The 22,748-nt window shown below is 59.3% G+C and carries 29 protein-coding genes; 16 read left to right on the top strand and 13 right to left on the bottom strand.

Annotated elements, in window-relative coordinates; translation table 11 throughout:
* Window position 1 precedes the first annotated feature (1 nt).
* Window positions 2-337 (bottom strand): hypothetical protein, encoded by a 336-nt coding sequence (locus tag CCX46_RS12090; RefSeq protein WP_127926835.1) that lies wholly within the window; start codon window positions 335-337, stop codon window positions 2-4.
* Between the two features lie 184 nt (window positions 338-521).
* Here CCX46_RS12090 and CCX46_RS12085 point away from each other — a divergent pair, with 184 nt between their 5' ends.
* Entirely contained in the window at window positions 522-761 is a 240-nt protein-coding gene (locus tag CCX46_RS12085; RefSeq protein ID WP_065259780.1) for a hypothetical protein, read from the top strand.
* 63 nt (window positions 762-824) lie between these two features.
* On the opposite strand, the gene CCX46_RS12080 is transcribed toward CCX46_RS12085, so the two are convergent.
* A complete protein-coding gene (locus tag CCX46_RS12080; RefSeq protein ID WP_127926834.1) occupies window positions 825-1,022 on the bottom strand; it encodes a DUF2188 domain-containing protein in 198 nt (65 codons plus the stop codon).
* 224 nt (window positions 1,023-1,246) lie between these two features.
* Here CCX46_RS12080 and CCX46_RS12075 point away from each other — a divergent pair, with 224 nt between their 5' ends.
* Window positions 1,247-1,609 (top strand): NUDIX hydrolase, encoded by a 363-nt coding sequence (locus CCX46_RS12075; RefSeq protein WP_127926833.1) that lies wholly within the window; start codon window positions 1,247-1,249, stop codon window positions 1,607-1,609.
* A 4-nt stretch (window positions 1,610-1,613) separates the two neighbouring features.
* Here the strand turns inward: CCX46_RS12075 and CCX46_RS12070 are convergent, their stop codons facing one another.
* The 3 genes from CCX46_RS12070 to CCX46_RS12060 form a co-directional block, all read right to left on the bottom strand.
* Window positions 1,614-1,856: a DUF1652 domain-containing protein gene (locus CCX46_RS12070; RefSeq protein ID WP_127926832.1), complete on the bottom strand. Its 243-nt coding sequence runs from the start codon at window positions 1,854-1,856 to the stop codon at window positions 1,614-1,616.
* 101 nt (window positions 1,857-1,957) lie between these two features.
* Complete coding sequence (locus tag CCX46_RS12065) at window positions 1,958-2,857, bottom strand: polysaccharide deacetylase family protein (RefSeq protein ID WP_127926831.1); 900 nt, start codon at window positions 2,855-2,857, stop codon at window positions 1,958-1,960.
* A 131-nt stretch (window positions 2,858-2,988) separates the two neighbouring features.
* The gene (locus tag CCX46_RS12060; RefSeq protein ID WP_127926830.1) at window positions 2,989-3,936 is read right to left on the bottom strand and encodes an ABC transporter substrate-binding protein; all 948 of its coding nucleotides are present in this window, start codon (window positions 3,934-3,936) and stop codon (window positions 2,989-2,991) included.
* A 294-nt stretch (window positions 3,937-4,230) separates the two neighbouring features.
* On the opposite strand from CCX46_RS12060, the gene CCX46_RS12055 reads away from it, so the two are divergent.
* The 4 genes from CCX46_RS12055 (at window position 4,231) to CCX46_RS12040 (ending at window position 7,429) form a co-directional block, all read left to right on the top strand.
* Window positions 4,231-5,211, top strand: a complete 981-nt coding sequence (locus CCX46_RS12055) for an aliphatic sulfonate ABC transporter substrate-binding protein (protein WP_127926829.1) — start codon at window positions 4,231-4,233, stop codon at window positions 5,209-5,211.
* A gap of 61 nt (window positions 5,212-5,272) precedes the next feature.
* Window positions 5,273-6,115, top strand: coding sequence for an ABC transporter permease (locus tag CCX46_RS12050; RefSeq protein ID WP_127926828.1), 843 nt, complete (start codon window positions 5,273-5,275; stop codon window positions 6,113-6,115).
* A 29-nt stretch (window positions 6,116-6,144) separates the two neighbouring features.
* Window positions 6,145-6,825, top strand: coding sequence for an SOS response-associated peptidase (locus tag CCX46_RS12045; protein ID WP_127926827.1), 681 nt, complete (start codon window positions 6,145-6,147; stop codon window positions 6,823-6,825).
* 331 nt (window positions 6,826-7,156) lie between these two features.
* A complete protein-coding gene (locus CCX46_RS12040; RefSeq protein WP_077573339.1) occupies window positions 7,157-7,429 on the top strand; it encodes a hypothetical protein in 273 nt (90 codons plus the stop codon).
* A 47-nt stretch (window positions 7,430-7,476) separates the two neighbouring features.
* Here CCX46_RS12040 and CCX46_RS30700 read toward each other — a convergent pair whose 3' ends face one another.
* The 3 genes from CCX46_RS30700 to CCX46_RS12030 are packed head-to-tail and all read right to left on the bottom strand — an operon-like array spanning window position 7,477 to window position 8,686.
* Window positions 7,477-7,623: a hypothetical protein gene (locus tag CCX46_RS30700; RefSeq protein WP_177413856.1), complete on the bottom strand. Its 147-nt coding sequence runs from the start codon at window positions 7,621-7,623 to the stop codon at window positions 7,477-7,479.
* Window positions 7,624-7,676: 53 nt separating this feature from the next.
* Window positions 7,677-7,988: an AzlD domain-containing protein gene (locus CCX46_RS12035; protein ID WP_162835977.1), complete on the bottom strand. Its 312-nt coding sequence runs from the start codon at window positions 7,986-7,988 to the stop codon at window positions 7,677-7,679.
* Window positions 7,988-8,686, bottom strand: coding sequence for an AzlC family ABC transporter permease (locus CCX46_RS12030; protein ID WP_127926826.1), 699 nt, complete (start codon window positions 8,684-8,686; stop codon window positions 7,988-7,990). The genes CCX46_RS12035 and CCX46_RS12030 overlap by 1 nt, the downstream gene beginning before the upstream one ends.
* Before the next feature lie 186 nt (window positions 8,687-8,872).
* Here CCX46_RS12030 and CCX46_RS12025 point away from each other — a divergent pair, with 186 nt between their 5' ends.
* Window positions 8,873-9,256 (top strand): DUF2784 domain-containing protein, encoded by a 384-nt coding sequence (locus CCX46_RS12025; protein WP_127926825.1) that lies wholly within the window; start codon window positions 8,873-8,875, stop codon window positions 9,254-9,256.
* On the opposite strand, the gene CCX46_RS12020 is transcribed toward CCX46_RS12025, so the two are convergent.
* The gene (locus CCX46_RS12020) at window positions 9,253-9,693 is read right to left on the bottom strand and encodes an Rrf2 family transcriptional regulator (RefSeq protein ID WP_095120329.1); all 441 of its coding nucleotides are present in this window, start codon (window positions 9,691-9,693) and stop codon (window positions 9,253-9,255) included. The two genes, CCX46_RS12025 and CCX46_RS12020, sit on opposite strands and share 4 nt — an antisense overlap.
* Window positions 9,694-9,826: 133 nt before the next feature.
* Between CCX46_RS12020 and CCX46_RS12015 the strand changes: the two genes are divergently transcribed.
* A complete protein-coding gene (locus tag CCX46_RS12015; RefSeq protein ID WP_127926824.1) occupies window positions 9,827-10,714 on the top strand; it encodes an NAD(P)/FAD-dependent oxidoreductase in 888 nt (295 codons plus the stop codon).
* A gap of 19 nt (window positions 10,715-10,733) precedes the next feature.
* Here CCX46_RS12015 and CCX46_RS12010 read toward each other — a convergent pair whose 3' ends face one another.
* Window positions 10,734-11,261, bottom strand: coding sequence for a DUF3087 domain-containing protein (locus CCX46_RS12010; RefSeq protein ID WP_127926823.1), 528 nt, complete (start codon window positions 11,259-11,261; stop codon window positions 10,734-10,736).
* 223 nt (window positions 11,262-11,484) lie between these two features.
* Here CCX46_RS12010 and ppnN point away from each other — a divergent pair, with 223 nt between their 5' ends.
* Window positions 11,485-12,858 (top strand): nucleotide 5'-monophosphate nucleosidase PpnN, encoded by a 1,374-nt coding sequence (gene ppnN, locus CCX46_RS12005; RefSeq protein ID WP_127926822.1) that lies wholly within the window; start codon window positions 11,485-11,487, stop codon window positions 12,856-12,858.
* 119 nt (window positions 12,859-12,977) lie between these two features.
* Here the strand turns inward: ppnN and CCX46_RS12000 are convergent, their stop codons facing one another.
* The 3 genes from CCX46_RS12000 to CCX46_RS11990 all read right to left on the bottom strand — a co-directional run bounded on the left by CCX46_RS12000 (window position 12,978) and on the right by CCX46_RS11990 (window position 15,410).
* Window positions 12,978-13,316: a hypothetical protein gene (locus CCX46_RS12000; RefSeq protein WP_127926821.1), complete on the bottom strand. Its 339-nt coding sequence runs from the start codon at window positions 13,314-13,316 to the stop codon at window positions 12,978-12,980.
* Window positions 13,317-13,451: 135 nt separating this feature from the next.
* Complete coding sequence (locus CCX46_RS11995; protein WP_127926820.1) at window positions 13,452-14,846, bottom strand: FAD/NAD(P)-binding protein; 1,395 nt, start codon at window positions 14,844-14,846, stop codon at window positions 13,452-13,454.
* Window positions 14,847-15,410 carry a helix-turn-helix domain-containing protein gene (locus CCX46_RS11990; protein ID WP_127926819.1) on the bottom strand — a complete coding sequence of 188 codons (564 nt, stop codon included), beginning with the start codon at window positions 15,408-15,410 and terminating at the stop codon, window positions 14,847-14,849.
* Between the two features lie 85 nt (window positions 15,411-15,495).
* Between CCX46_RS11990 and CCX46_RS11985 the strand changes: the two genes are divergently transcribed.
* The 7 genes from CCX46_RS11985 to CCX46_RS11955 all read left to right on the top strand — a co-directional run bounded on the left by CCX46_RS11985 (window position 15,496) and on the right by CCX46_RS11955 (window position 22,736).
* Window positions 15,496-16,431, top strand: coding sequence for a DMT family transporter (locus CCX46_RS11985; RefSeq protein WP_127926818.1), 936 nt, complete (start codon window positions 15,496-15,498; stop codon window positions 16,429-16,431).
* A gap of 247 nt (window positions 16,432-16,678) precedes the next feature.
* Complete coding sequence (locus CCX46_RS11980; protein ID WP_127926817.1) at window positions 16,679-19,597, top strand: monovalent cation/H+ antiporter subunit A; 2,919 nt, start codon at window positions 16,679-16,681, stop codon at window positions 19,595-19,597.
* Window positions 19,597-19,941 carry a Na+/H+ antiporter subunit C gene (locus CCX46_RS11975; RefSeq protein WP_007910763.1) on the top strand — a complete coding sequence of 115 codons (345 nt, stop codon included), beginning with the start codon at window positions 19,597-19,599 and terminating at the stop codon, window positions 19,939-19,941. The genes CCX46_RS11980 and CCX46_RS11975 overlap by 1 nt, the downstream gene beginning before the upstream one ends.
* Window positions 19,938-21,617, top strand: a complete 1,680-nt coding sequence (locus CCX46_RS11970; protein ID WP_127926816.1) for a monovalent cation/H+ antiporter subunit D — start codon at window positions 19,938-19,940, stop codon at window positions 21,615-21,617. Before CCX46_RS11975 ends, CCX46_RS11970 begins: the two co-directional genes overlap by 4 nt.
* On the top strand, window positions 21,614-22,102 hold the full coding sequence (locus CCX46_RS11965; RefSeq protein WP_127926815.1) for a Na+/H+ antiporter subunit E: 489 nt from the start codon (window positions 21,614-21,616) through the stop codon (window positions 22,100-22,102). The genes CCX46_RS11970 and CCX46_RS11965 overlap by 4 nt, the downstream gene beginning before the upstream one ends.
* A complete protein-coding gene (locus CCX46_RS11960; protein WP_007910754.1) occupies window positions 22,099-22,377 on the top strand; it encodes a K+/H+ antiporter subunit F in 279 nt (92 codons plus the stop codon). The genes CCX46_RS11965 and CCX46_RS11960 overlap by 4 nt, the downstream gene beginning before the upstream one ends.
* Complete coding sequence (locus CCX46_RS11955; protein WP_127926814.1) at window positions 22,374-22,736, top strand: Na+/H+ antiporter subunit G; 363 nt, start codon at window positions 22,374-22,376, stop codon at window positions 22,734-22,736. The genes CCX46_RS11960 and CCX46_RS11955 overlap by 4 nt, the downstream gene beginning before the upstream one ends.
* Window positions 22,737-22,748: the final 12 nt, after the last annotated feature.

Here is a 22,748-nt window from a genome sequence, read left to right as displayed (position 1 = left end):
GTTACAGGCAATCACGTACCGATTGGCGCAACGACCCGGACTTCGCCCACGGCGGCCCCTGATACAACGAAACCCGGCTGCCATTCTTGTATTTGACGATGTCGAGAATCTCATCGGCCGTGATGATGCTTGGCGCGGTGATGCGATAGCCGTTGGAAATCGATGTCTGCGAGGTTTTGGCGACATCCTTCTGCCACAACGGTAATACACACGCGGCATAGTCCTTGGGTGCCTTGTCACTGGTCTTGTTGACATTCGGCTCACCCGGCACCAACGACGCCGGCAACGAGCAACCCGCCAACAGGGCCAACGCCAACGTCCCGATCCATATCCGCATAGTGTTTTCCTGATCTGAAAAAAGTGAATGTAGCGCGTAAGCCGGCGCACATCCATCGTGGCACCGCGCCGTCAGCGTAATCTGCACAACTTTTCACAACCGCTCGGCGTGCTGACGAACGCGCTTTGCCCATCGATGAAAAATGCGACTACTCTTTTCTACCGAGAATGTTCTGGAGGTGATCATGCGGCTCAATGAATACGAACACGAACTTCAACGCGACCTGCAAAGCGTTGCATCGGACCTGCGATGGTCGGCGGTCGACCTGAAACGTATCGCGGAACAACTGCGCAAATCCGGCAACGAGGCGGATGCGCAAACTGTGCTGAGATCCTGCGAGGTGCTGCAAAGCGATGAAGAACGGCTGCAACTCTATGCCAGGGAAGTGAAGGCCCGCGCCATCAGCCGTACCAAGGTCCACTGACCGCCCCGCCCTTTCCCCAAATAAAAGCCCCGACACATGCCGGGGCTCTTTTGTTACAACCCGTCAATGGCTTTTGTGACTTTGCGCGCGCGTCGAGCGTTTTTTGTAGCCGGGCAATGCAGCGGCGTAGGCCAGCGCCTCCTCCCTGCTGCCAAACGACGCCAGCCGATCACCCTGGGTGCAAACCCGCCATGGGCCATTGTTCACGCTAAGCACGTCATAGCCGTTCATGTGCATCTTGTTCAACATCGGCATGCTCATGGACACCTCCATTTTTGCTAACGGTCAGATCCAGCTCACGCTTTTACCTTACACCCGCATTCGCACGAATGGCCGACCGGGTGTCGCCAGCCCCGGCAGTCAAGGATCTGGCACTTTTCCCCGGAGCGAACGCTCCAATACCCCATGAAACCTTTACCTCAAGGCCCGGCTCAAATATTGCAGTTTTATTTCTATTTTGTGACAGGCATTAAACCAGGTAACAGATGAAAGTACGTGCAACCGTTATATGCGAACAGGATCGCCACATTCTCCTGGTGCGCAAACACCGCTGCCGCTGGACATTGCCCGGCGGTAAGGTCGAGCCAGGGGAAACCCGGGCGCAGGCTGCCGTGCGCGAATTGCAGGAAGAAACCGGCCTGGATGCCGACGAGGTGTTGTATTTGATGGAACTGCAGAGCGGCAGCACGCGGCATCATGTCTACGAGGCGTCCGTGCAGGACTTTGAGCAGGTGCGCCCGCAAAACGAGATCATCGATTGCATCTGGCATCCGCTGGATGCGGTGCGCAATCTGAACACCAGCGAAGCGACGCTGCGCATTGTTCAAGCGTTTCAACGACGTTTATGAGGGCTTAGCCAGCGAACGCGCGACGACCGGCGCTCATTTCGGTGCGTAATTCACCGATGAAGTTGGAAATGTCACGGACAGTGACCAGATGCTCGGGGGAAACGCCATTGAGCAATAAATCCACCCGCCCACTTTCCGGGTCATAAACCTTGATCTGCAGGAGCCCCTGCGCGGATGGGGTGCAGTCACATTTACGTGCCGGAAAGCCAGACTCGACGATGCGGCAAATATCGGCAATGACAAGCATGGGTGGGCGCCTCGCAGGCGATGGTTCGCTGAATCCGTAGAGCATAGATGAGCAATTTGTGTCTTGCTCGACACAAAAATGCCAAGCGCGTCACAACTTCGTCAGTGCGCGTCATGATCCCAGATCCAGTTCCACATCCCCGGCAAACTCACCGCTTCCGAGCTTTTTTCCACCGTGCGCGCCAGCGCCGCTTTCTCCAGCGCGACGTGATCGTCATAAAAAGGCTTGTCCGCCAGCCTCACGCCCGTGGCGGCGGCGCTATCCAGCAAAATCTGCAGGTATTCGCGCGTGTGCCGCGCGGTATAGCGGTTGAGATCATGGAACGTCACCACCACCGGAATGACCCCGTCCACGGTTGGCAATTCGCCAAGGGCAATACGTTCACGAACCTGCGATAACTGTCGCAGCATGTTTGCCCGGCGCCGCGGGCTGGCATTGAAGCCCCAGATCTTGCCGTCGTTGGCGCTCAAGTCCGTAAGCAATACATGCAAACCGTGCTGCTGATAGGCGGCAAAGGTGCGTTTGTCGTAGTTCCAGAACGGTGGGCGCAACAATGTCGGTGGCGCGCCGGTGATGGCGGCGATATCAGCCGTGCCGTTGCTCAGCGACTCTTCGAGTTCTTGCGGGTCGAGCAAACGATGATTGGTGTGCCAGTGGGTCGCGGTGTGAAACGCGAGAATGTGCCCCTCATCATGTTCTCGACGCATGATGCTGCGACCAATGTCACTGTTGCCCGCTCGTGGCGCACGCGTCTGCACAAAGAACACCGCTTTGATGTCTGGCTGCAGCGGATTGTCCTTGAGACTGTCGAGCACTGTGGCCGACGGATTCCACAAACTCGAAGCGCTGGGGCCATCGTCGAACGTCAACAGAAAACGCACCGGCGCCTGGGTCTTCAGGCGCGTTTCGGTTTGCGCGGTCATTTCTATCGGGGCGGCGATGCAACCGGCCAGCCCAAGCGCAATCAGCGCAGCACAAAGAAGTTTGAATCCGGATGTCATGTTTTGCCTTGAGCACGGCGACGGCCGTCATGTGGTCGATTGGCAAAACTCCCTCGCCCTTATCCATCCCTGCGCTCGGATATTCGAGCCGAGGTTGGATAAGGTACACAGGGTTTGGTTCCGGCGCTCGCTCAGTGCGTCAATGCCTGCTGAAAAGACGTGTCGATAATGGCGGCGGTGGCCAACGGCACCGGCAGCGCTTTCACTTTGAACAGGAAGTCGGCAGTGCTTTGCAGGTCCGTCGCAGCCTGCTGATCCACCGGCCCGACCGTCATGTGCGCCTGACGCAACCAGTGCCGAGACACCTGCTGATCGAGATTGGCTTTCTTTGCCCACAGATCGGCGTACTCATCGGTGTGGCTGTCGACCCAGGCTCGCGCCTGTTTCAAACGGCCGAGGAAATCCGCGATGGCGGCACGCTTGCTGTCGATGGACGGCGTCGACGCGGCGATAGCGCTGAGCCCCGGCATCAGATTTTTTGCGGTCAGGATTGGCCGCGCGCCGGAGAACACGATCTGCTGGGAAATGTACGGTTCCCACACCGGAAAGGCGTCAATACTGCCCTGTGGCAACGCGGCGGCGGCATCGATTGGCATCAGCTTGACGAAGTCGACATAGTTTTCCGGCAGACCGCTCTGCTCGAGGGCGCGCAAGGTCAACTGCTGACTCCACGCACCCGGCCAGTAAGCGACTTTCTTGCCTTTCAGGTCGGCGATGGTTTTCACCGGAGAATCCTTAGGCACCAGCAACGCGATGGTGTCGGGATTCTGCCGCGAGACGCCGATCAACTTCACTGGCGCCTGCTTGGCGGCCAGAAACAGAAAGCCGGAATCACCGAGAAAACCCAGATCCAGCGAGCCGGTCTGCAAGGCTTCCGCCAAGGGTGCTGCGGCCTGGAAGTGTTTCCAGTCGACAGTATAAGGCGCGTCTTTCAATACGCCGGACGCCTCTACTGAAGCTCGAATGTTGTAGTAGTTCTGATCACCGACATGCAGGACCAATGGGTCGACTGCGTAGGAAAGCGGCGAGGTGAACAGTGCTGTTAATAACGCACTGCGTAGGAAACGAGAAAGCTTCATGGCTTGTCCTGCAAAGGGAAATTGCATAGACCATAACGCTGTTATTTCTCGGTGTTGAAATTCGATTAACGCATAAGCTCATCACGCTTGATGCCTGCTGTTCGCGTGGCAACAGTAGCGAATCACACTGTTGCCCATGCAACAGCGCAAATCCTGCATCCGGCCTTCAAACCCTTGTAAAACGGCACTTCCAAGCACATGGCACAGAGCCTGCAATATTCCAGTCATGCAGGAAGCATTCGATAAAAATATCTTTTTGGACATAAGAAACCTGTGCCTTTGCCGGAGCGCCCCATGACATCGTTCTTCTCTCATTTCAAGCCACTGCTGGCCGCCAGCGCGATGGTGCTGAGCCTGCAACCGTTCGCCCATGCGACTGAGACCGCGCCGGCGGAAGTGCATCTCGACTACGCCTATTACTCGCCGGTCAGTCTGGTGCTCAAGCACTTCGGCTTCCTCGAAAAGGCCTTGCCGCAAACCAAAGTCAGCTGGGTATTGAGTCAAGGCAGCAACCGCTCGCTGGAATACCTCAACAGTGGCGGCGTGGATTTCGCTTCCAGTGCCAGCCTGGCCGCCGTGCTGAGTCGGGCCAATGGCAGCCCGATCAAATCCGTCTACGTCTACAGCCGCGCCGAATGGACAGCCTTGGTGGTGCGCAAGGATTCGCCGTACCAGACCGTCGCTGACCTGAAGGGCAAAAAGATCGCCGCCACCAAAGGCACCGATCCTTACCTTTTTACCCTGCGCAGCCTGCAACAGGCCGGGCTGAAAAAAGACGATGTCGAACTGGTCCATCTGCAACACCCGGATGGTCGTACCGCGCTGGAAAAAGGCGATGTCGACGCCTGGGCCGGACTCGATCCGCACATGGCCGCCAGTCAGGTGCAGGCCGGTTCGCGCCTGCTCTACCGCAACCCGGCGTTCAACAGTTACGGCGTGGTCAGCGTCACCGAGCAATACGCCAAGGAACACCCGCAGACCATCGACACCGTCATCAAGGCTTACGAACAGGCCCGCGACTGGGCCGTGAAAAACCCTGATGAGTTCGCCGCCCTCCTCGCCAAGGAGTCCGGCTTACCGCTGGATGTGGCCAGGCTGCAACTGTCGCGAACGGACCTGAGCAGCCCGCAACTCACTCAGCAGGACATCAGCGCCTCCAAGGCAGCGGCGCCGATTCTGGTCTCCGAGGAACTGGTGCGCCGTGGGGTGAATGTCGATCAAGTCATCGATCAATTGCTCGACAGCGGTGTGCAGCAAGCCGTCGCCCACCAGTAACTGATCAGCCTCACAACAACTCCGCGCCCGTCGCGGCGTTGTCGTGAGCGGAGCCAAAGCCATGACCACTCACAGCAAAGACCTGCCCGCGCCGCTCGCCGTGTCGCGCCCGCTTCCGGCAGGATTCAGCCCGACATGGCAGCGCCGCTGCAAAGGCCTGGCCCTGCCCCTGCTGATCATCGTTGCACTGGAAATTATCGTACGCATCGGTTGGTTGCCGTCCTACCAGATGCCGGCGCCGAGCGAGATCGCCCTGACCCTCACCGACCTCGCCGAAGGCGCACTGTGGAAGCATATTGGCGCCAGTCTGATTCGCGTGTTGCTGGGTTTTGCCATTGGCGCCAGTCTGGCGCTGGTGTTTGCTGCCTGGGTTGGCTTGAGCCGCGAAGCCGAGGCCTATCTGGAACCGACCTTTGCGGCGCTGCGTTCCATTCCGAGCCTGGCCTGGGTGCCACTGCTGCTGTTGTGGCTGGGCATCGACGAGACGTCGAAAATCGTCTTGATCGCCATCGGCGCTTTCTTTCCGGTGTACGTCAACGTGGTCGCAGCCATTCGCAACATTGATCGCAAACTGGTGGAAGTCGGGCGCATCTATGGCTTCAGCCGCTTGCAACTGGTACGACGGATCTTGCTGCCGGCCGCCCTGCCCGGCCTGTTCACCGGCTTACGCAGCGGCATGAGCCTGGCGTGGATGTTTCTGGTGGCGGCGGAATTGATCGCGGCCACCAAGGGTTTAGGCTATCTGCTCAGTGACGGTCGGGAAACCTCGCGGCCGGACATCGTGCTGGCCGCGATCATCGTGCTCGCCTTGCTCGGCAAACTCAGTGACGGCTTGCTGGCCATGCTCGAACGTCGCTGGTTGAAATGGCGTGACACCTTCACCGGTCAGGACGCCAGCGACTAAGCTGAAATCTCCCACCGGAGATTCAGCCCATGTGCGGAAGACTCTCGCAGTACCGTGGCATTCACGACTTTGTCGCGGTGCTGAGCATTCCCGACGCGTTGATCAATCACGTCGGCGATGCGCCGCTCAGTCGCTACAACGCGGCGCCGACCACCGCGCTGGCCGTTCTTCATCAACAAGGACAGCAACTGCATGCCGACAATCTGCGCTGGGGCTGGCGCCCGCACTGGGCCAAGGATCGCCCCGCACCGATCAATGCCCGGGTCGAGAAAGTCGCCCACGGCCCGTTCTTCCGGGCGATCTGGCGCCATCGTTTGATTGTGCCCGTCGATAACTGGTTTGAATGGGTCGACACCGAGGACAAAACACGACAACCGTGGCTGATCCGTCGGGCGGATCATGGGACAGTTTTCTGCGCCGCCATCGGACAATTTCCGACAACTGAAGCAGCAGCCCGGGATGACGACGGTTTCGTGATCATCACCGCCAATGCCGTCGGCGGCATGCTCGATATCCATGATCGCCGACCGATAGTGTTCCGCGCAGAGTTGGCGCGCGAGTGGCTCGATCCGGCGACGCCGGTTGAACGCGCCGAGCAAATGCTGCTGTTTGAAGGTGAATGCAGCGAAGTGTTCGAATGGTACAAAGTCGGCAAAGCTGTCGGTAACGTGCGCAATCAGGGGGCCAGTTTGATTATGGAGCAGACTTAAACATTTGCCGACTTCACGCGTCTATCAATGCAGGTGCTGCCGAAGGCTGCGATCTTTTGACGCAGCGTTATAAGAAATAAAACTATTGCAAATTTGAGCAATTCATAAAGCGAATCACTGCCGTTACAAACCCTGTTTCATTTTTGAGACGGCGCACATAAAACACACGTTCGAATGAACTAACCGCCTGTCTGACATTTCAACCGTCATACATACATTTAGATGCACTACGGCTAGCATGCGCGCCGCATTTCCATTTGGTATACCAGTTGACCAAAGAGTCAACAAACCAGGAACCCCCTAACGTCTACAAGCCTTGCAGAGAAATAAGTTGCGCGACGATTTTGCAATCAAACAGGTCAGCGGCCTGGAGTGTATTTATCTGTCGATGACAGAACGCTTTGAACTCGACTGTTTTATCGGCCACTACATCAAGACCCGAAACCTGCGTTCCGTACCTGATATCGAACGCATCCTGCGCACCACCCTCGAAGGGTATCCTGGCCATGCGCCGGTGATGGTCAACGAGCTGAATGCGTGGATTGATCGAACCTTGGGATATCGGGCCACACACCCCGACTTCACGCAGTTGGACGATCTTTGAAACCGTAAAAAAGCCCCGCATTTTCGGGGCTTTTTCGTAGAAATCACTCAAAACTTGCGATCAGGATCTGAAAGCTCTCTGCCGTCATCGTGCTTCCAGGTTTGCTCCTTGTGCTTTTCCCGCTCTATTTCCTCTTCAGTCGGCTCATCAGTCTCTTGCTCATCCGTCTCCGGATGCTTCTGCTCAGTCGCCATGTGCACCTCCCGCTATCAGTTAATCTCCATCCCTGAAGCGTAGAACAGACAACTTACAACCACCAGCGCAGCAAAAAGAAGAACGCCATGCTCAACAACATGCTGAGCAAAGTACTGCGCGTGTAGATCACCAGTGCGATCGCTACCAGCGAACTAAGCAGATAAGGATTATCCCACTGCAGATTCAACTGTTTGTCGGGCATGAAGACAATCGGCCCGCAAATGGCGGTGAGCATTCCAGGAACCGCAAACCCGAGAAACTGCCGTGCATTGCTACTCAAACGCACCGGCAAACGCGGTTCGAGAAACACGTAGCGGTTGAGAAACACCAGAAGCCCCATGCCAAAAATCACCGCCCAAACCATCATGTGCGCTCCCGATACAGCTTGTTGCAGATAAACCCGGCAGTCATTCCTGCCAGTCCGGACAACACCAGCGCTGAGCCCCATTGCCAGTAACTGAACAGCACTGAACAGAACAGCGACACCGCCACACACACCACCGTCGGTACGTTACGCACCACCGGTGTGATCAACGCGATAAACGTGGCGGCAATCGAGAAATCCAGCCCCAAGTGCTCAAGCCCCGGAATGCTGCTGCCGAGAACAATGCCCGCCAAGGTGAACAGGTTCCACGCGATGTAAAACGTCAGACCGACGCCCAGCGCATACCAGCGATTGAACTGCTGACGGTCATGCTGACTGGTCAACGCGAACAACTCATCGGTGAGCAAAAAGCCCAGACCTATGCGCCAACGCCCAGGCAGCGGCGCAATCACTGAACGCATGCTCATGCCATACAGCAAGTGCTGCGACGTCAGCAGTAGCGTGGTCAGCAGAATCGAGAAAATCCCCGCACCGCCCTTGAGCATGCCGATCGCCACCAATTGCGCGGCACCGGCAAACACGATGCTCGATAAACCTTGACCTTGCAGCGGCGTAAGGTTGGCCTCGATCGCCATGGAACCGGCCAGCAGCCCCCACGGTGCGGTGGCCAGAGACAACGGCATGATCGCCACAGCGCCACGAAGGAACGCACTGCGTGGCATTACTGAGTCAGACATAAACGTTCTTCAACCAGGAAAACGGTCGGCGACTGTGCCAGTAAATTCGCTTTTCTGGCTTGAACAATCTTGCGCACTTGTGGGAAATCGTCCGGATGCGCGCGGAATAGGCTGACTTTCGCACTGACTTTTAATGCCCTGAGCGGCGTAACATAGCGCCATTCACAATCGCGTCAGGGAGACGACATGCTGTACCGAATCGCAGCCGACGGGCTGGTGCTGTTTCATTTGTGCTTCATTCTGTTCGTGCTGTTTGGCGGGCTGCTGGTACTCAAATGGCCACGGGTGATGTGGCTGCATTTGCCGGCTGCCGCCTGGGGCGTGGCGGTCGAGGTGTTGCACCTGACCTGCCCACTGACCTACTGGGAAAACCTCATGCGCCACGCCGCCGGACAGACTGAATACGCCGGCGGCTTTATCGAGCATTACATCTGGCCGATCATCTATCCGGCCGGGCTCACCCCGCAGATTCAACTGGCGCTCGGCAGCGTGGTGCTGGCGGTCAACCTGCTGGTGTATGGGCGGGCATTTCGCTCATGGAAACATCGGCGCGCCGCTTCGCCGCTTTAATTATCCTCGCCGACTGACTTGAAGCGGGCCTCGAAATCCGCTGCCAGGTCCGCCAAGGTGATGCCACCCAACCGCGACAGCAACAGCGCCTGCGCCTCATCGAAGGTGCGTGTCAGTGCGGCGTTCACCGCTTGCTCGACCAGACACTCCGGGTGATCCGTCGACAAACCGATGGAAAAAATCGACTGCGTGCCTAACGCCTGGTGGATATCCAGCAGGGTGATCTGCGCCAGCGGTTTGGCCAGCGCCCAGCCTCCCTGATGGCCCTTCTCTGACGTCACAAACCCCTGCTCCTTGAGCAAACCCATGGTGCGCCGCACCACCACCGGGTTGGTGCCAAGCATGCCGGCGATGGTTTCCGAGGTCGCGCGCTTTTCATGGCGAGCCATGTGAATCAACACATGGAGCATGCGCGATAACCGCGTGTCGTTTCTCATCGATGATCCTTTTTTCAAGCCGTTGCGAAGATGCGCCGAGTATCGCTTGCAAGGTCTGAAGTTACGAGACTATTGACAGCAATATTTCTCGTAACTTACGGTGTACTCTGAAAATTCAAGAGGAGATTCGCTCATGGTGTACGACGTCATCATCGTTGGCGGCAGCTATGCCGGGCTGTCCGCCGGCCTGCAACTGGCCCGCGCCCGACGCAATGTGCTGGTGCTGGATTCAGGACTGCGACGCAACCGTTTTGCCGAAACATCCCACGGTTTCCTCGGCCAGGATGGACGTGCACCGGGGCAAATTGCTGACGAAGCACGCGCACAGTTACTGGCTTACCCCAGCGTGCAATGGCTAACGGATACAGCAGTTGAAGCGACTCGGACTGACAGCGGATTCGATCTGCGCACCGAGAGCGGACAATGGCTCAGCGCCAAGCGACTGATCCTGGCCTCGGGCGTCATCGACGAGTTGCCGGACATCGACGGTCTCAGGCAACGCTGGGGCCAAAGTGTTTTTCATTGCCCGTACTGCCACGGTTATGAACTGAATCAAGACGCGATCGGCGTATTGGCGACGTCACCCATGTCGATTCATCACGCCCTGCTACTGCGGGATTGGGGCCCGACCACGTTCTTCACCAACGGCGTGTTCGAGCCGGATGCCGAACAATTGGCGGAACTGGATCGCCGCGGTGTAACCCTGGAAACCCGGCCGGTCAGTCACATCCGTGGCGAGCGTGCGGACGTGGTACTCAGCGATGGTCAGGTCATCGCTGTTGCAGGCCTGTTCGCCATGCCACGCACACGCATGGCCAGCCCGCTGGCTGAACAACTGGGATGTACATTCGAGGATGGCCCGATGGGACCGTTTATTCAGACTGACGCGACACAACAAACCAGCGTCGCCGACGTATTTGCCTGCGGAGATGCGGCATTGGCTGCCGGTTCAGTAGCGCTGGCAGTTGGCGATGGGGCCCGCGCCGGTGCAGGCACTCATCGCTCACTGATCTTTGGCTGAAACTTATACTGCGGACGTTTCAGCGCGAAGTTGGCTTCAACGCCTCCAGCCAGGCCGGATCCAGGCGCGTCTGCTCGGTGTCGAGACCCAGCACCTGCATCCGTTCCTTGTGCGCCTCGACTTCCCGCCACAGCTGCCCATGATCGCTGGAGTTACCGTCCAGTTCGTGCATTTGCGTCAACCCCAAGTGGTAGAAACGCAAAACCTTCATCGCCACCGGATCGTTCTGCTCCACCGCCGCCGTCACCTGATGCATCACATTGGTGATGCTCATCAGGTTGCGCTTGAGTCGCCAGCTATACACCGCTGGCGCCATCCAGCGCTGATTCCAGAAGCGCCCGCGCAGTAACCCCGCAGTCAGCAGAAATGCCAGAAAAACCCCGCCGACATTGAAGCGCAGGTTATCGCCGCCAGGTTCGCCGAACAACGCCACCGCCACGCTCGAGAACAACATCGCCAGCACCAGGAACAGCACGGCGATGATGATCGTGCTGCGTCGGGTCTGCTGGCGAAAGGTGGCGGCATCCATTGGCTGAATCTCGAACATCACAAATGACTTCCTTGGGCGACAAAAGGGCTAACAGAAAAAAGCGGCCGGGGCATTATCGCCTCTACGACGGATTTAGCTATGCTGGGGCTCCTCTTCATCTTTTCAGCGTCCAAAGGGGACATGGCGGTATAGCGCAGATCGTGCCATCTTCATTCATGGATACACACTATTCGGATGCCATTGCTCAGCTTCGTGATGACATCGTTTTAAGGATCATTGCATGACCCAACGACACGTAATCAACGCCTCGGTCAGCCCGAAAGGCAGCCTGGAAACCCTTTCTCAACGTGAAGTTCAGCAACTGAGCGAAGCCGGATCCGGCAGCACCTACACCCTCTTCCGCCAGTGCGCCCTGGCCATCCTCAACACCGGCGCCCATGTTGATAACGCCAAGACTATCCTTGAAGCCTACAAGGACTTCGAAATCCGCATTCACCAACAGGATCGCGGCGTGCGCCTGGAGCTGCTGAACGCTCCGGCCGACGCCTTCGTCGACGGCGAAATGATCGCCAGCACCCGCGAAATGCTCTTCAGCGCCCTGCGCGACATCGTCTACACCGAAAACGAACTCGACAGCCAACGCATCGACCTCAGCACCTCGCAAGGCATCAGCGACTACGTCTTCCACCTGCTGCGCAACGCACGCACTCTGCGTCCCGGCGTCGAGCCGAAAATCGTTGTGTGCTGGGGCGGTCACTCGATCAACACCGAAGAATACAAATACACCAAGAAAGTCGGCCACGAACTGGGCCTGCGCAGCCTCGACATCTGCACCGGTTGCGGCCCGGGCGTGATGAAAGGCCCGATGAAAGGCGCGACCATCGCCCACGCCAAACAGCGTATTCACGGCGGTCGTTATCTCGGCCTGACCGAGCCGGGCATCATTGCCGCCGAAGCGCCGAACCCGATCGTCAACGAGCTGGTGATTCTGCCGGACATCGAAAAACGCCTGGAAGCCTTCGTGCGTGTCGGCCACGGCATCATCATCTTCCCGGGCGGTGCCGGTACGGCGGAAGAGTTCCTCTACCTGCTGGGCATACTGATGCACCCTGACAATAAAGGGCTGCCGTTCCCGGTGGTCCTCACCGGACCGAAACATGCGGCGCCGTATCTGGAACAGCTCGACGCCTTCGTCACCGCCACCCTGGGTGAAGCAGCCAAGCAACACTACGAAATCATCATCGACGACCCGGCCGAAGTGGCACGGCATATGACTCAGGGGCTGAAAGCGGTTAAGCAGTTCCGCCGCGAGCGCAACGACGCGTTCCACTTCAACTGGCTGCTGAAAATCGACGAAGGCTTCCAGCGTCCGTTCGATCCGACCCACGAAAACATGGCCAACCTGAAACTGCACCGCGACCAGCCACCGCACGAACTGGCGGCGAACCTGCGTCGGGCGTTCTCCGGGATCGTCGCCGGCAACGTCAAGGACAAGGGCATTCGCCTGATCGAAGAACACGGGCCGTACCAGATCCGTGGTGATGCAGCGATCATGCAACCGCTCGATGCACTGCTCAAAGCCTTCGTCGCCCAGCACCGGATGAAACTGCCGGGCGGCGCGGCGTATGTGCCTTGCTATAGGGTGGTGGCGTAACACTTACAGCACACCCAAAACCTTGGGAGCTGTTTTGCCAGCGATCAAAGTTAGACTCCCATTGACATGCGGCGCCCTAAACGCCGGATGCCAATGGATTCTCCAGACAGACATCTAACCTAATGAGTAATTTCGTACTTCGTAAAAGGTGCGTCCACTGGATTTCCGCCCAAATCCACCCTATAGGCAAACTCAGCGCCCTGCGGGCCTATGTTTTTCAGTAAGTCTGCGCGAGACACCTTTATTTCGATAGTCTCCGAATGAGGAGTGGTACCGGTAAATCCTTCACCGATCAACTTGCCATCTAAAACAACCTGAACGAAAAATGGGGTAATGGGACCATCCTCCGCCAGAGGACCCGGCGGGATCCGTGCAGTAGCGCCATCTGGGACATCGGTCAGTTTTATGATGCCGTCTACAGCTTCGTTGATTACAAGTGGTTCAAGAGCCTTAGCCATCTCTTTATTCCTTTAAAAATTGGTTGAGCACGCGAAGCTATCGCGTACGAAGCGATTAGGCCCATGCCGGCGAAGATCCACAACTGTCAGAAATTACAGGTGGGGTCTTTATTCCGACCAACGGCAACCTCGGCTTTAACGCACCAGTCGTAAAGCCAACGCCTTCGCCTGCAACGCCACATCCGTCACCGCCGTGCTCTCCCACGACATCCCGCGCAATGGCGGCCCCATGGCAAACAATCGGTCAGCCGCAAGCCCTTCGGCATCCAGCACCGCACCATCCACCGCCGCCGCAATCCCCAGCGCCAACGGTCCCGGCTGCACCAGACCGCGCGCCAGCACCTGTTGCGGCAACGGTCGCGCCACCCGACGCCAGTCGTATTCGATGCCACTGGAGTTGACCAACGCGGCGCCCTGCACCACGCAGGTTTGCGACTCACCGCGACGTCGAATGCGAATACTCACACCACCTTCCACATTTGGCTCCAGCCCCTTGAACGACGCCGCCTGAATCCGCAATCGCCCTTCTTTGTGCAATCGCTCAACCAGCTTCGCGCTCAACGGCGGTGAACGGTGATGATGGCTTTCCCACCACGGCCGAACATGCCGTACGAATTGTCGACGCTGCCGGTCAGTCGCCTGACTCCACAACCGGGCGATGTGTACGCGGACTGTGTCCAGCGGTGCCTGCCAATCGATGCCTTGCGCAATGGCTGCCCGGCATTGCCGACGCAACTCGCGCAATAACTGTCGGGGCGTGCGAATACTGTGATCGTCGCCAAGAAAATCCACCCAGGCCGGCGGTTGTCGGCGAACATGGGGCAACAAACCATGCCGCGAAAACACTTCAATCGGCCCGCGATGCCCGGCTTGCTCCAGCGATACCACGGCATCGACCATGGTCAGGCCGGAGCCAATGATCATCACGGTGGATTGCGGATCGAGCTGGCGCATGGCTGCGACATCCCACGGATCGAGCGCTGCGGCGTTGAGACCGCTGGAGGTTTTCTGCGGGGTTCGCGCGGCAGGGAACATTCCAGTCGCCAAGACCGCGTAGCCACCGCGCAGTGCCTGACCATTGCTCAGTATGAGCTGCACCGAATCGGCCTCGACTTGCAGGTCGACGACCTCCGCGCGAATGTGTTCAACGCTCGAACCATAATGCGCCCCGACAGTGCGCGCTTCAGCCAGACGTTGCTGCACATAGACACCAAACAAACCACGCGGCGGGAACAGTTCGCTGACCGGCACATCCTGCTCGGCCGATTCAGGCCAGCCACCACCGGCAATGTGCTCGGTCAGCCATTGCGTCAAATCATCAGGATTATCCGGATCAACACTCATGCGTGCGGCGTTGCCATTGAGTGTGTGACCTAACTCGACCGCGCTGTACGCCTCGCCCCGTCCCAGTTCCGCACGCGGTTCAACGATGAGGACCTTGCGCCGGCCAGGCAGTCGCAATAATTGCACCGCCAACATCGTGCCGCTGAGGCCACCGCCGATAATCAGGATGTCTGCGCTCTGACTCATTCAAATCACCACATTACGCACAAACCGCGCCGCAACTTCCCCATCATTGCGATAGGAATGCGGCTGGTTACTGGCAAACATGAAGAACTCACCTGTACCGATGTGCTGCGGCTGATCGCCGAGCATCAGGGTCAGGCAACCTTCAAAGACGAAAATCTGCTCGCTCCAGCCCTCGGCATCCGCTTGCGACGGATAGACCTCGCCGGGTTGCAGGCACCACTCCCATTGCTCGACTTCGCGGGTCGCCGTGGCTTTGGAAAGCAACACCGCTTTGCTGCCCGGGTGGGTGCCCGCCCATGCCACCTCGTTGATGCGGCTCGGGTCGCGGGCATCCGGCGCCTGGATCAGATCGCTGAACGCCACATCGAGCGCCTCGGCGACGCGATCCAGCGTGGTCAGGCTGACATTCTTCTCGCCCGCCTCGATCGCCACCAGCATGCGCCGGCTGACCCCGGATTTTTCCGCCAGCGCAGTCTGGCTCATGTCGGCGGCATGACGTAGGCGTCGCACATTCAGGCTGACGTGTTGCAGGACGGACGCCCGTTGCGTTGAATCTTTGTGCACTATATTGCTCACTCAGTGAGGTTGCGCAGTATACTGCGCAACGTTGGGCGCATTGTGCGGCCTCCTTTTTATAGTGCGCAAGGTCATGACGTCGCAGAACAGCTCCCCCACTCCCCTTCGTTTCTCTCGTTTCAGCAAAGCCGAGTGCGTGCTGGTGCTGATCACCATGATCTGGGGCGGTACTTTCCTGCTGGTTCAGCATGCGATGACCGTCAGCGGCCCGATGTTTTTTGTCGGCCTGCGCTTCGCCGCTGCGGCGGCTATCGTCGCACTGTTCTCATGGCGTCATCTGCGCGAAATGACGCTGTTCGAACTCAAGGCTGGCGCCTTCATCGGCGTGGCGATCATGCTCGGTTACGGCCTGCAGACGGTCGGTTTACAAACGATCCCGAGCAGTCAGTCGGCGTTCATCACCGCGTTGTATGTGCCGTTCGTGCCTTTGCTGCAATGGCTGGTGCTGGGGCGACGCCCGGGATTGATGCCCAGCATCGGCATCATGCTGGCATTTACCGGGTTGATGTTGTTGTCGGGGCCGTCCGGGGCTGCGCTGAATTTCAGTCCCGGTGAAATTGCCACTTTGATCAGTGCCATCGCCATAGCCGCCGAGATCATTCTGATCAGCACCTATGCCGGTCAGGTCGATGTGCGCCGAGTGACCGTTGTGCAACTGGCAACCACCTCCGTGCTGTCGTTCCTGCTGGTGGTGCCGACCGGGGAAATGATTCCGGACTTTTCCTGGACGCTGCTGGTGACGGCTCTTGGGCTTGGCGCAGCAAGTGCGGCTATTCAAGTGGCGATGAACTGGGCGCAGAAGAGTGTCTCGCCAACCCGGGCGACGTTGATCTATGCCGGTGAGCCGGTGTGGGCCGGAATTGTCGGGCGGATTGCCGGGGAACGGTTGCCGGCGATTGCGCTGGTGGGCGCGGGGTTGATTGTTGCGGCGGTGATTGTCAGTGAGTTGAAGACCAAGGGTAAGGTCGCCGAAGCCGAAGCTGAGTTGGAGCAGGAAACCCAGGGTTAACCCGCATCACCTTCAGCGTCTGACCCAACGCTTTCGCGAGCAGGCTCGCTCCCACATTTTGAAATACATTCCAATGTGGGAGCGAGCCTGCTCGCGAAAGGGCCATCTGCCACAACATCGCTGCCCCTGAAACAATGCCAAACAGAAAAATCCAGACTACTTTGTAGGATTCTGAGACATCCTCGCGTTTGGTGATCGGGGAGCTGGCACGTATGATGCTTCACAAACTTCCGCAGATTAGAAGCCTATGTCCCTGATAGTTCTACTGCTTCTGCCATTCATTGGCAGCTGTCTGGCAGCGGTGCTGCCTCATAACGCGCGTAATACCGAATCCCTGTTGGCAGGCCTGGTCGCTTTGATCGGCACCGTCCAGGTCGCGCTGTTGTATCCGCAAATTGCCCACGGCGGCGTGATCCGCGAAGAATTCATGTGGCTGCCCAGCCTTGGTCTGAACTTCGTTCTACGCATGGATGGCTTCGCCTGGCTGTTCTCGATGCTGGTGCTCGGCATTGGCACGCTGGTCTCCTTGTACGCTCGTTATTACATGTCGCCGGACGATCCGGTGCCGCGTTTCTTCGCCTTTTTCCTGGCATTCATGGGCGCCATGCTCGGCCTGGTCATCTCCGGCAATCTGATACAGATCGTGTTTTTCTGGGAGCTGACCAGTCTCTTTTCATTCCTGTTGATCGGCTATTGGCACCACCGCGCCGACGCCCGGCGCGGTGCCTATATGGCACTGATGGTCACCGGTGCCGGCGGGTTATGCCTGCTGGCGGGGGTCATGATTCTCGGCCATGTCGTCGGCAGCTATGACCTCGACAAGGTCCTGGCCGCCGGCGACATGATTCGTGCACACGCCCTCTACCCTATCCTTTTACCCCTCATTCTTATCGGCGCACTCAGCAAAAGCGCGCAGTTCCCTTTCCATTTCTGGCTGCCGCACGCAATGGCGGCGCCAACACCCGTCTCCGCCTATCTGCACTCGGCCACCATGGTCAAGGCCGGGGTTTTCCTGCTCGCGCGCCTGTGGCCGTCGTTGTCCGGCAGTGAAGAATGGTTCTACATCGTCAGCGGGGCCGGCGCGTGTACGCTGTTGCTCGGCGCGTATTGCGCGATGTTCCAGAACGACCTCAAAGGTCTGCTCGCTTACTCGACTATCAGCCATCTAGGCCTGATTACCCTGTTACTCGGCCTGAACAGTCCGCTGGCGGCAGTGGCGGCGGTATTCCACATCCTCAACCACGCGACGTTCAAGGCCTCGCTGTTCATGGCGGCGGGCATCATCGACCACGAAAGTGGCACTCGCGATATCCGCAAGCTCAGCGGCCTGATCAAACTGATTCCGTTCACCGCGACGCTGGCCATGGTTGCCAGTGCCTCGATGGCGGGCGTGCCATTGCTCAACGGTTTCCTGTCGAAAGAGATGTTCTTCGCCGAAACCGTGTTCATCAATGCCACGGCCTGGGTCGAAGCGGCGTTGCCGATTGTCGCGACCATCGCCGGTACATTCAGCGTTGCCTACTCGCTGCGCTTCACCGTCGATGTGTTCTTCGGCCCGCCGGCCACCGACCTGCCGCACACCCCACACGAGCCGCCGCGCTGGATGCGCGCGCCGGTAGAACTGCTGGTGTTCACGTGCTTGCTGGTGGGGATTTTCCCGGCGCAGATCGTCGGCCCGTTGCTCGCCGCCGCCGCGTTGCCCGTGGTTGGCGGCACGCTACCGGAATACAGCCTGGCAATCTGGCACGGCCTCAACGCGCCAATGATCATGAGCCTGATCGCCATGTCCGGCGGCATCATTGTCTATCTGTTGCTGCGCAATCAGCTCAAGCGCGGACGCTTCAAGTACCCGCCGTTGGTTGGCCGCTTCAACGGCAAGCGCCTGTTCGAGCGCAGCCTGGTGGTGATGATGCGCATGGCCCGGCGCGCAGAGCGGCGACTCGGCACCAAGCGTCTGCAGATGCAATTGTTCCTGATGGTGTTGGCGGCCGTGCTCGCCGGCCTGATTCCGATGCTGCACAGCAGCCTGAGCTGGGGCGACCGGCCGAAGATTCCCGGCTCGATCGTCTTTGTGACCTTGTGGCTGCTGGCGATTGCCTGTGCCCTCGGCGCCGCGTGGCAGGCCAAGTATCACCGTCTCGCCGCTTTGACCATGGTCAGCGTCTGCGGCTTGATGACCTGCGTGACTTTCGTCTGGTTCTCCGCGCCCGATCTGGCGCTGACGCAACTGGCGGTAGAAGTGGTCACCACCGTGCTGATCCTGCTCGGCCTGCGCTGGTTGCCACGCCGTATCGAAGAAGTCTCGCCACTGCCAAGCAGCCTGCGCAAGGCACGCATTCGTCGTCTGCGCGACTTGCTGCTGTCGATTGCCGTCGGTGGTGGCATGGCGCTGCTGTCCTACGCGATGCTCACGCGGCAGACGCCGAACGACATCTCTTCGTTCTACCTCAGCCGCGCCATGCCCGAGGGCGGTGGCAGCAACGTGGTCAACGTGATGCTGGTGGATTTCCGTGGCTTCGACACCCTCGGCGAAATCACCGTGCTGGTCGCCGTGGCGCTGACCGTGTTCGCTCTGCTGCGGCGTTTCCGCCCACCGAAAGAAAGCCTGCAACTGCCCGCCCAGCAACGCTTGCTGGCGCCGGACGTGGTCACCGATCTGGTCAACCCGCGTTCGGCTAGCGACACCGCACTCGGCTTCATGATGGTGCCGGCAGTGCTGGTTCGCCTGTTGCTGCCGATTGCGCTGGTGGTGTCGTTCTACCTGTTCATGCGCGGGCACAACCAACCGGGTGGCGGTTTCGTCGCCGGTCTGGTGATGTCGGTGGCGTTCATCCTGCAATACATGGTCGCCGGTACACAGTGGGTCGAGGCGCAAATGAGTCTGCGGCCGCTGCGCTGGATGGGCACCGGGTTACTGTTCGCCACCGCCACCGGCCTGGGGGCGATGCTGGTCGGCTATCCGTTCCTCACCACGCACACCTGGCATTTCACTTTGCCAGTGCTGGGTGACATCCATATCGCCAGCGCGCTGTTCTTCGACGTTGGCGTGTACGGCGTGGTGGTCGGTTCGACCTTGTTGATCCTCACCGCCCTCGCCCACCAATCGGTGCGGGGTCACAAGACCGCATCGCTGCCCAAGTCCGTCGCCAGCAAAGGAGCCGTCTGATGGAAGAAGTCATCGCAATCGCCATCGGCGTGCTCGCCGCGTCCGGCGTCTGGTTGATCCTGCGCCCACGGACGTTCCAGGTGGTCATGGGCCTGTGCCTGCTGTCGTACGGCGTCAACTTGTTCATCTTCAGCATGGGCAGCCTGTTTATCGGCAAGGAGCCGGTGATCAAGGATGGCGTGACCCAAGACTTGCTGCACTACACCGACCCGCTGCCACAGGCACTGGTGCTGACTGCGATCGTCATCAGCTTCGCCATGACCGCGCTGTTCCTCGTCGTTCTGCTCGCCTCGCGCGGCCTGACCGGCACCGACCACGTCGACGGCCGGGAGCCTAAAGAATGATGGCGATGACTCACCTGATCGCCGCACCGATTCTGCTGCCGCTGCTGACCGCCGCCATCATGCTGATGCTCGGCGAGCGGCACCGACCGCTGAAGGCGAAAATCAATCTGTTCTCCAGCCTCGTCGGCCTGTTCATCTCGGTGATGCTGCTGCAGTGGACGCAAACCACGGGCGTGCCCGGTTCGATTGGCGTGTACCTGCCGGGCAACTGGCAGGCGCCGTTCGGCATTGTGCTGGTAGTTGATCGCCTGTCGGCGCTGATGCTGGTGCTGACCGGGATCATCGGCGTCAGCGCCCTGCTGTTTGCCATGGCCCGCTGGGACGGCGCCGGTTCGAGCTTCCACGCGTTGTTCCAGATTCAGTTGATGGGGTTGTATGGCGCATTTCTGACCGCCGACCTGTTCAACCTCTTTGTGTTCTTCGAAGTCCTGCTCGCCGCGTCCTATGGGTTGCTGTTGCATGGATCGGGTCGGGCGCGGGTCTCGTCGGGGCTGCATTACATCTCGATCAACCTGCTCGCTTCGTCGCTGTTTCTGATTGGCGCGGCATTGATCTACGGCGTCACCGGCACGCTGAACATGGCCGATCTGGCGCTGAAGATTCCGCTGGTGCCGGAAGCCGACCGTGGCTTGCTGCATGCCGGCGCCGGGATTCTCGCCGTCGCGTTCCTGGCCAAGGCTGGCATGTGGCCGCTGAACTTCTGGCTGGTGCCGGCCTATTCCTCGGCCAGTGCGCCGGTGGCGGCGATGTTCGCGATCATGACCAAGGTCGGCGTCTACACCTTGCTGCGCCTGTGGACCCTGCTGTTCTCTGGGCAAGCCGGTGCCTCGGCGTTCTTTGGCGGCGACTGGCTGATCTACGGCGGCATGGCGACCATGGCCTGCGCGGCGCTGGCAATTCTCGCCGCGCAACGCCTGGAGCGCATGGCCAGTCTGAGCATTCTGGTGTCGGCGGGGATTCTGCTGTCGGCAATCGGGTTCGCCCAGCCGAACCTGATCGGCGCCGCGTTGTTCTATCTGGTCAGCTCGACCCTGGCACTGAGCGCACTGTTCCTGCTGGCCGAGTTGATCGAACGTTCGCGCTCGGCCAACGAGATCCCGCTGGAAGACGAAAGCGAACTGCTGCCGCGCCCGCAGGAATCCCTGCAACCGCCCAAAGGCATCAACCTCGACGACGAGCAAAAAGCTGTGGTCGGTCAGGTCATCCCGTGGACCATGGCGTTTCTCGGCCTGAGCTTTATTGCTTGCGCGCTGCTGATCATCGGCATGCCGCCGCTGTCCGGTTTTATCGGCAAACTCAGTCTGATCGGCGCGCTGCTCAATCCGCTGGGGCTGGGCACTGGCGCGCCGATTTCCAACGCGGCTTGGGCATTGCTGGCGCTGCTGATCCTTACCGGGCTGGCGTCGTTGATGGCGTTCTCGCGCCTCGGCATCCAGCGCTTCTGGACCCCGGAGGAGCGCCCTTCGCCACTGCTGCGCAAACTCGAATGCGCGCCGATCTTCCTGTTGCTGGGGCTGAGCATCGTCCTGACTTTCAAGGCTGAACCCCTGTTGCGTTACACCCAGGCCACTGCCGAGGCGTTGCACAACCCGCAGCAGTACGTGATGGCGGTGCTCGGCACCCGTGCCGTACCGAGTCCGGAAGCCAAATCGGCGATGCTGGAGGTGCAGCCATGAACCGCGTGTTTCCTGCACCGCTGCTGTCGTTGGCACTTTGCGCCTTGTGGCTGACCCTGAACCTGTCGATCAGCCCGGGCAACCTGTTGCTCGGCGCGATACTAGGCTTTGCCGCTCCGTTGATGATGCGCAAATTGCGCCCGAAACGAGCGCGCATTCGCCGGCCGGGGACGATCCTGCGCCTGTTCCTGGTCGTGGGCCGTGATGTGGTGATGTCCAACCTGATCGTCGCCTGGGGCGTACTGAATGCCGGTCGTCGCCCTCCGCGCTCGGGCTTTGTCAAAGTACCGCTGGACCTGCGCGATGCCCATGGCCTGGCGACCCTGGCGATGATCTGCACAGTGGTGCCCGGCACAGTGTGGTCAGAGCTGGCGCTGGATCGCAGCATTCTGCTGCTGCACGTCTGGGATCTGGATGACGAAGTGCAATTCATCGAGCACTTCAAGAGCACCTACGAACGGCCGTTGATGGAGATTTTCGAATGAGCCCATTACTGTCGAACGCGATTCTGCTAACGCTGTTCCTGTTCTCGCTGGCGATGGTGCTGACCTTGGTGCGCCTGTTCAAAGGCCCGTCGGCACAGGATCGGGTATTGGCGCTGGACTACCTGTACATCGTCGCCATGCTGATGATGCTGACCCTGGGTATTCGTTATTCCAGTGACACTTACTTCGAAGCGGCGCTGCTGATTGCGCTGTTCGGCTTCGTCGGCTCGTTTGCACTGGCGAAATTCCTGCTGCGTGGCGAGGTGATCGAATGAATGCTGAATTGTCTCTGTGGATCGAGATTCCGGTGGCGATCCTGCTGGTGCTCAGCGGTCTGTTTGCGTTGATCGGTGCGATCGGATTATTGCGCATGAAAGATTACTTCCAGCGCATGCACCCGCCGGCGCTGGCTTCAACGCTGGGGGCATGGTGTGTGGCGCTGGCGTCGATCATCTGCTTTTCGGCGTTGAAATCCGGTCCGGTGGTGCATGCCTGGCTGATTCCGATATTGCTGGCGATCACTGTGCCGGTGACGACCTTGCTGCTGGCGCGGGCGGCGTTGTTCCGCAAGCGCATGGCTGGGGATGATGTGCCGGCCGAGGTCAGTAGTCGACGGACTGAAAGCGGTAGCTAGTCCAGAGCTTGC

The sequence above is a fragment of the Pseudomonas sp. RU47 genome (assembly GCF_004011755.1).
Taxonomy (GTDB): domain Bacteria; phylum Pseudomonadota; class Gammaproteobacteria; order Pseudomonadales; family Pseudomonadaceae; genus Aquipseudomonas.
This window is presented reverse-complemented; position numbering and strand designations above follow the sequence as displayed.

Excerpts from the sequence above, each read along its gene's own strand:
- CCX46_RS12085 (WP_065259780.1), top strand. The coding sequence starts at position 522 with ATGCGGCTCAATGAATACGAACACGAACTTCAACGCGACCTGCAAAGC.
- CCX46_RS11970 (WP_127926816.1), top strand. The coding sequence starts at position 19,938 with ATGATGGCGATGACTCACCTGATCGCCGCACCGATTCTGCTGCCGCTG.
- CCX46_RS12025 (WP_127926825.1), top strand. The coding sequence starts at position 8,873 with ATGCTGTACCGAATCGCAGCCGACGGGCTGGTGCTGTTTCATTTGTGC.
- CCX46_RS11985 (WP_127926818.1), top strand. The coding sequence starts at position 15,496 with ATGACGTCGCAGAACAGCTCCCCCACTCCCCTTCGTTTCTCTCGTTTC.
- CCX46_RS12030 (WP_127926826.1), bottom strand. The coding sequence starts at position 8,686 with ATGTCTGACTCAGTAATGCCACGCAGTGCGTTCCTTCGTGGCGCTGTG.
- CCX46_RS12070 (WP_127926832.1), bottom strand. The coding sequence starts at position 1,856 with ATGCTTGTCATTGCCGATATTTGCCGCATCGTCGAGTCTGGCTTTCCG.
- CCX46_RS12050 (WP_127926828.1), top strand. The coding sequence starts at position 5,273 with ATGACCACTCACAGCAAAGACCTGCCCGCGCCGCTCGCCGTGTCGCGC.
- CCX46_RS12020 (WP_095120329.1), bottom strand. The coding sequence starts at position 9,693 with ATGAGAAACGACACGCGGTTATCGCGCATGCTCCATGTGTTGATTCAC.
- CCX46_RS12090 (WP_127926835.1), bottom strand. The coding sequence starts at position 337 with ATGCGGATATGGATCGGGACGTTGGCGTTGGCCCTGTTGGCGGGTTGC.
- CCX46_RS12065 (WP_127926831.1), bottom strand. The coding sequence starts at position 2,857 with ATGACATCCGGATTCAAACTTCTTTGTGCTGCGCTGATTGCGCTTGGG.
- CCX46_RS11995 (WP_127926820.1), bottom strand. The coding sequence starts at position 14,846 with ATGAGTCAGAGCGCAGACATCCTGATTATCGGCGGTGGCCTCAGCGGC.
- CCX46_RS12010 (WP_127926823.1), bottom strand. The coding sequence starts at position 11,261 with ATGTTCGAGATTCAGCCAATGGATGCCGCCACCTTTCGCCAGCAGACC.
- CCX46_RS11965 (WP_127926815.1), top strand. The coding sequence starts at position 21,614 with ATGAACCGCGTGTTTCCTGCACCGCTGCTGTCGTTGGCACTTTGCGCC.
- CCX46_RS11960 (WP_007910754.1), top strand. The coding sequence starts at position 22,099 with ATGAGCCCATTACTGTCGAACGCGATTCTGCTAACGCTGTTCCTGTTC.
- CCX46_RS12055 (WP_127926829.1), top strand. The coding sequence starts at position 4,231 with ATGACATCGTTCTTCTCTCATTTCAAGCCACTGCTGGCCGCCAGCGCG.
- CCX46_RS11955 (WP_127926814.1), top strand. The coding sequence starts at position 22,374 with ATGAATGCTGAATTGTCTCTGTGGATCGAGATTCCGGTGGCGATCCTG.
- CCX46_RS12035 (WP_162835977.1), bottom strand. The coding sequence starts at position 7,988 with ATGGTTTGGGCGGTGATTTTTGGCATGGGGCTTCTGGTGTTTCTCAAC.
- CCX46_RS30700 (WP_177413856.1), bottom strand. The coding sequence starts at position 7,623 with ATGGCGACTGAGCAGAAGCATCCGGAGACGGATGAGCAAGAGACTGAT.
- CCX46_RS12060 (WP_127926830.1), bottom strand. The coding sequence starts at position 3,936 with ATGAAGCTTTCTCGTTTCCTACGCAGTGCGTTATTAACAGCACTGTTC.
- CCX46_RS12015 (WP_127926824.1), top strand. The coding sequence starts at position 9,827 with ATGGTGTACGACGTCATCATCGTTGGCGGCAGCTATGCCGGGCTGTCC.
- CCX46_RS12080 (WP_127926834.1), bottom strand. The coding sequence starts at position 1,022 with ATGAGCATGCCGATGTTGAACAAGATGCACATGAACGGCTATGACGTG.
- CCX46_RS12000 (WP_127926821.1), bottom strand. The coding sequence starts at position 13,316 with ATGGCTAAGGCTCTTGAACCACTTGTAATCAACGAAGCTGTAGACGGC.
- CCX46_RS11980 (WP_127926817.1), top strand. The coding sequence starts at position 16,679 with ATGTCCCTGATAGTTCTACTGCTTCTGCCATTCATTGGCAGCTGTCTG.
- CCX46_RS12045 (WP_127926827.1), top strand. The coding sequence starts at position 6,145 with ATGTGCGGAAGACTCTCGCAGTACCGTGGCATTCACGACTTTGTCGCG.
- CCX46_RS11975 (WP_007910763.1), top strand. The coding sequence starts at position 19,597 with ATGGAAGAAGTCATCGCAATCGCCATCGGCGTGCTCGCCGCGTCCGGC.
- ppnN (WP_127926822.1), top strand. The coding sequence starts at position 11,485 with ATGACCCAACGACACGTAATCAACGCCTCGGTCAGCCCGAAAGGCAGC.
- CCX46_RS12075 (WP_127926833.1), top strand. The coding sequence starts at position 1,247 with ATGAAAGTACGTGCAACCGTTATATGCGAACAGGATCGCCACATTCTC.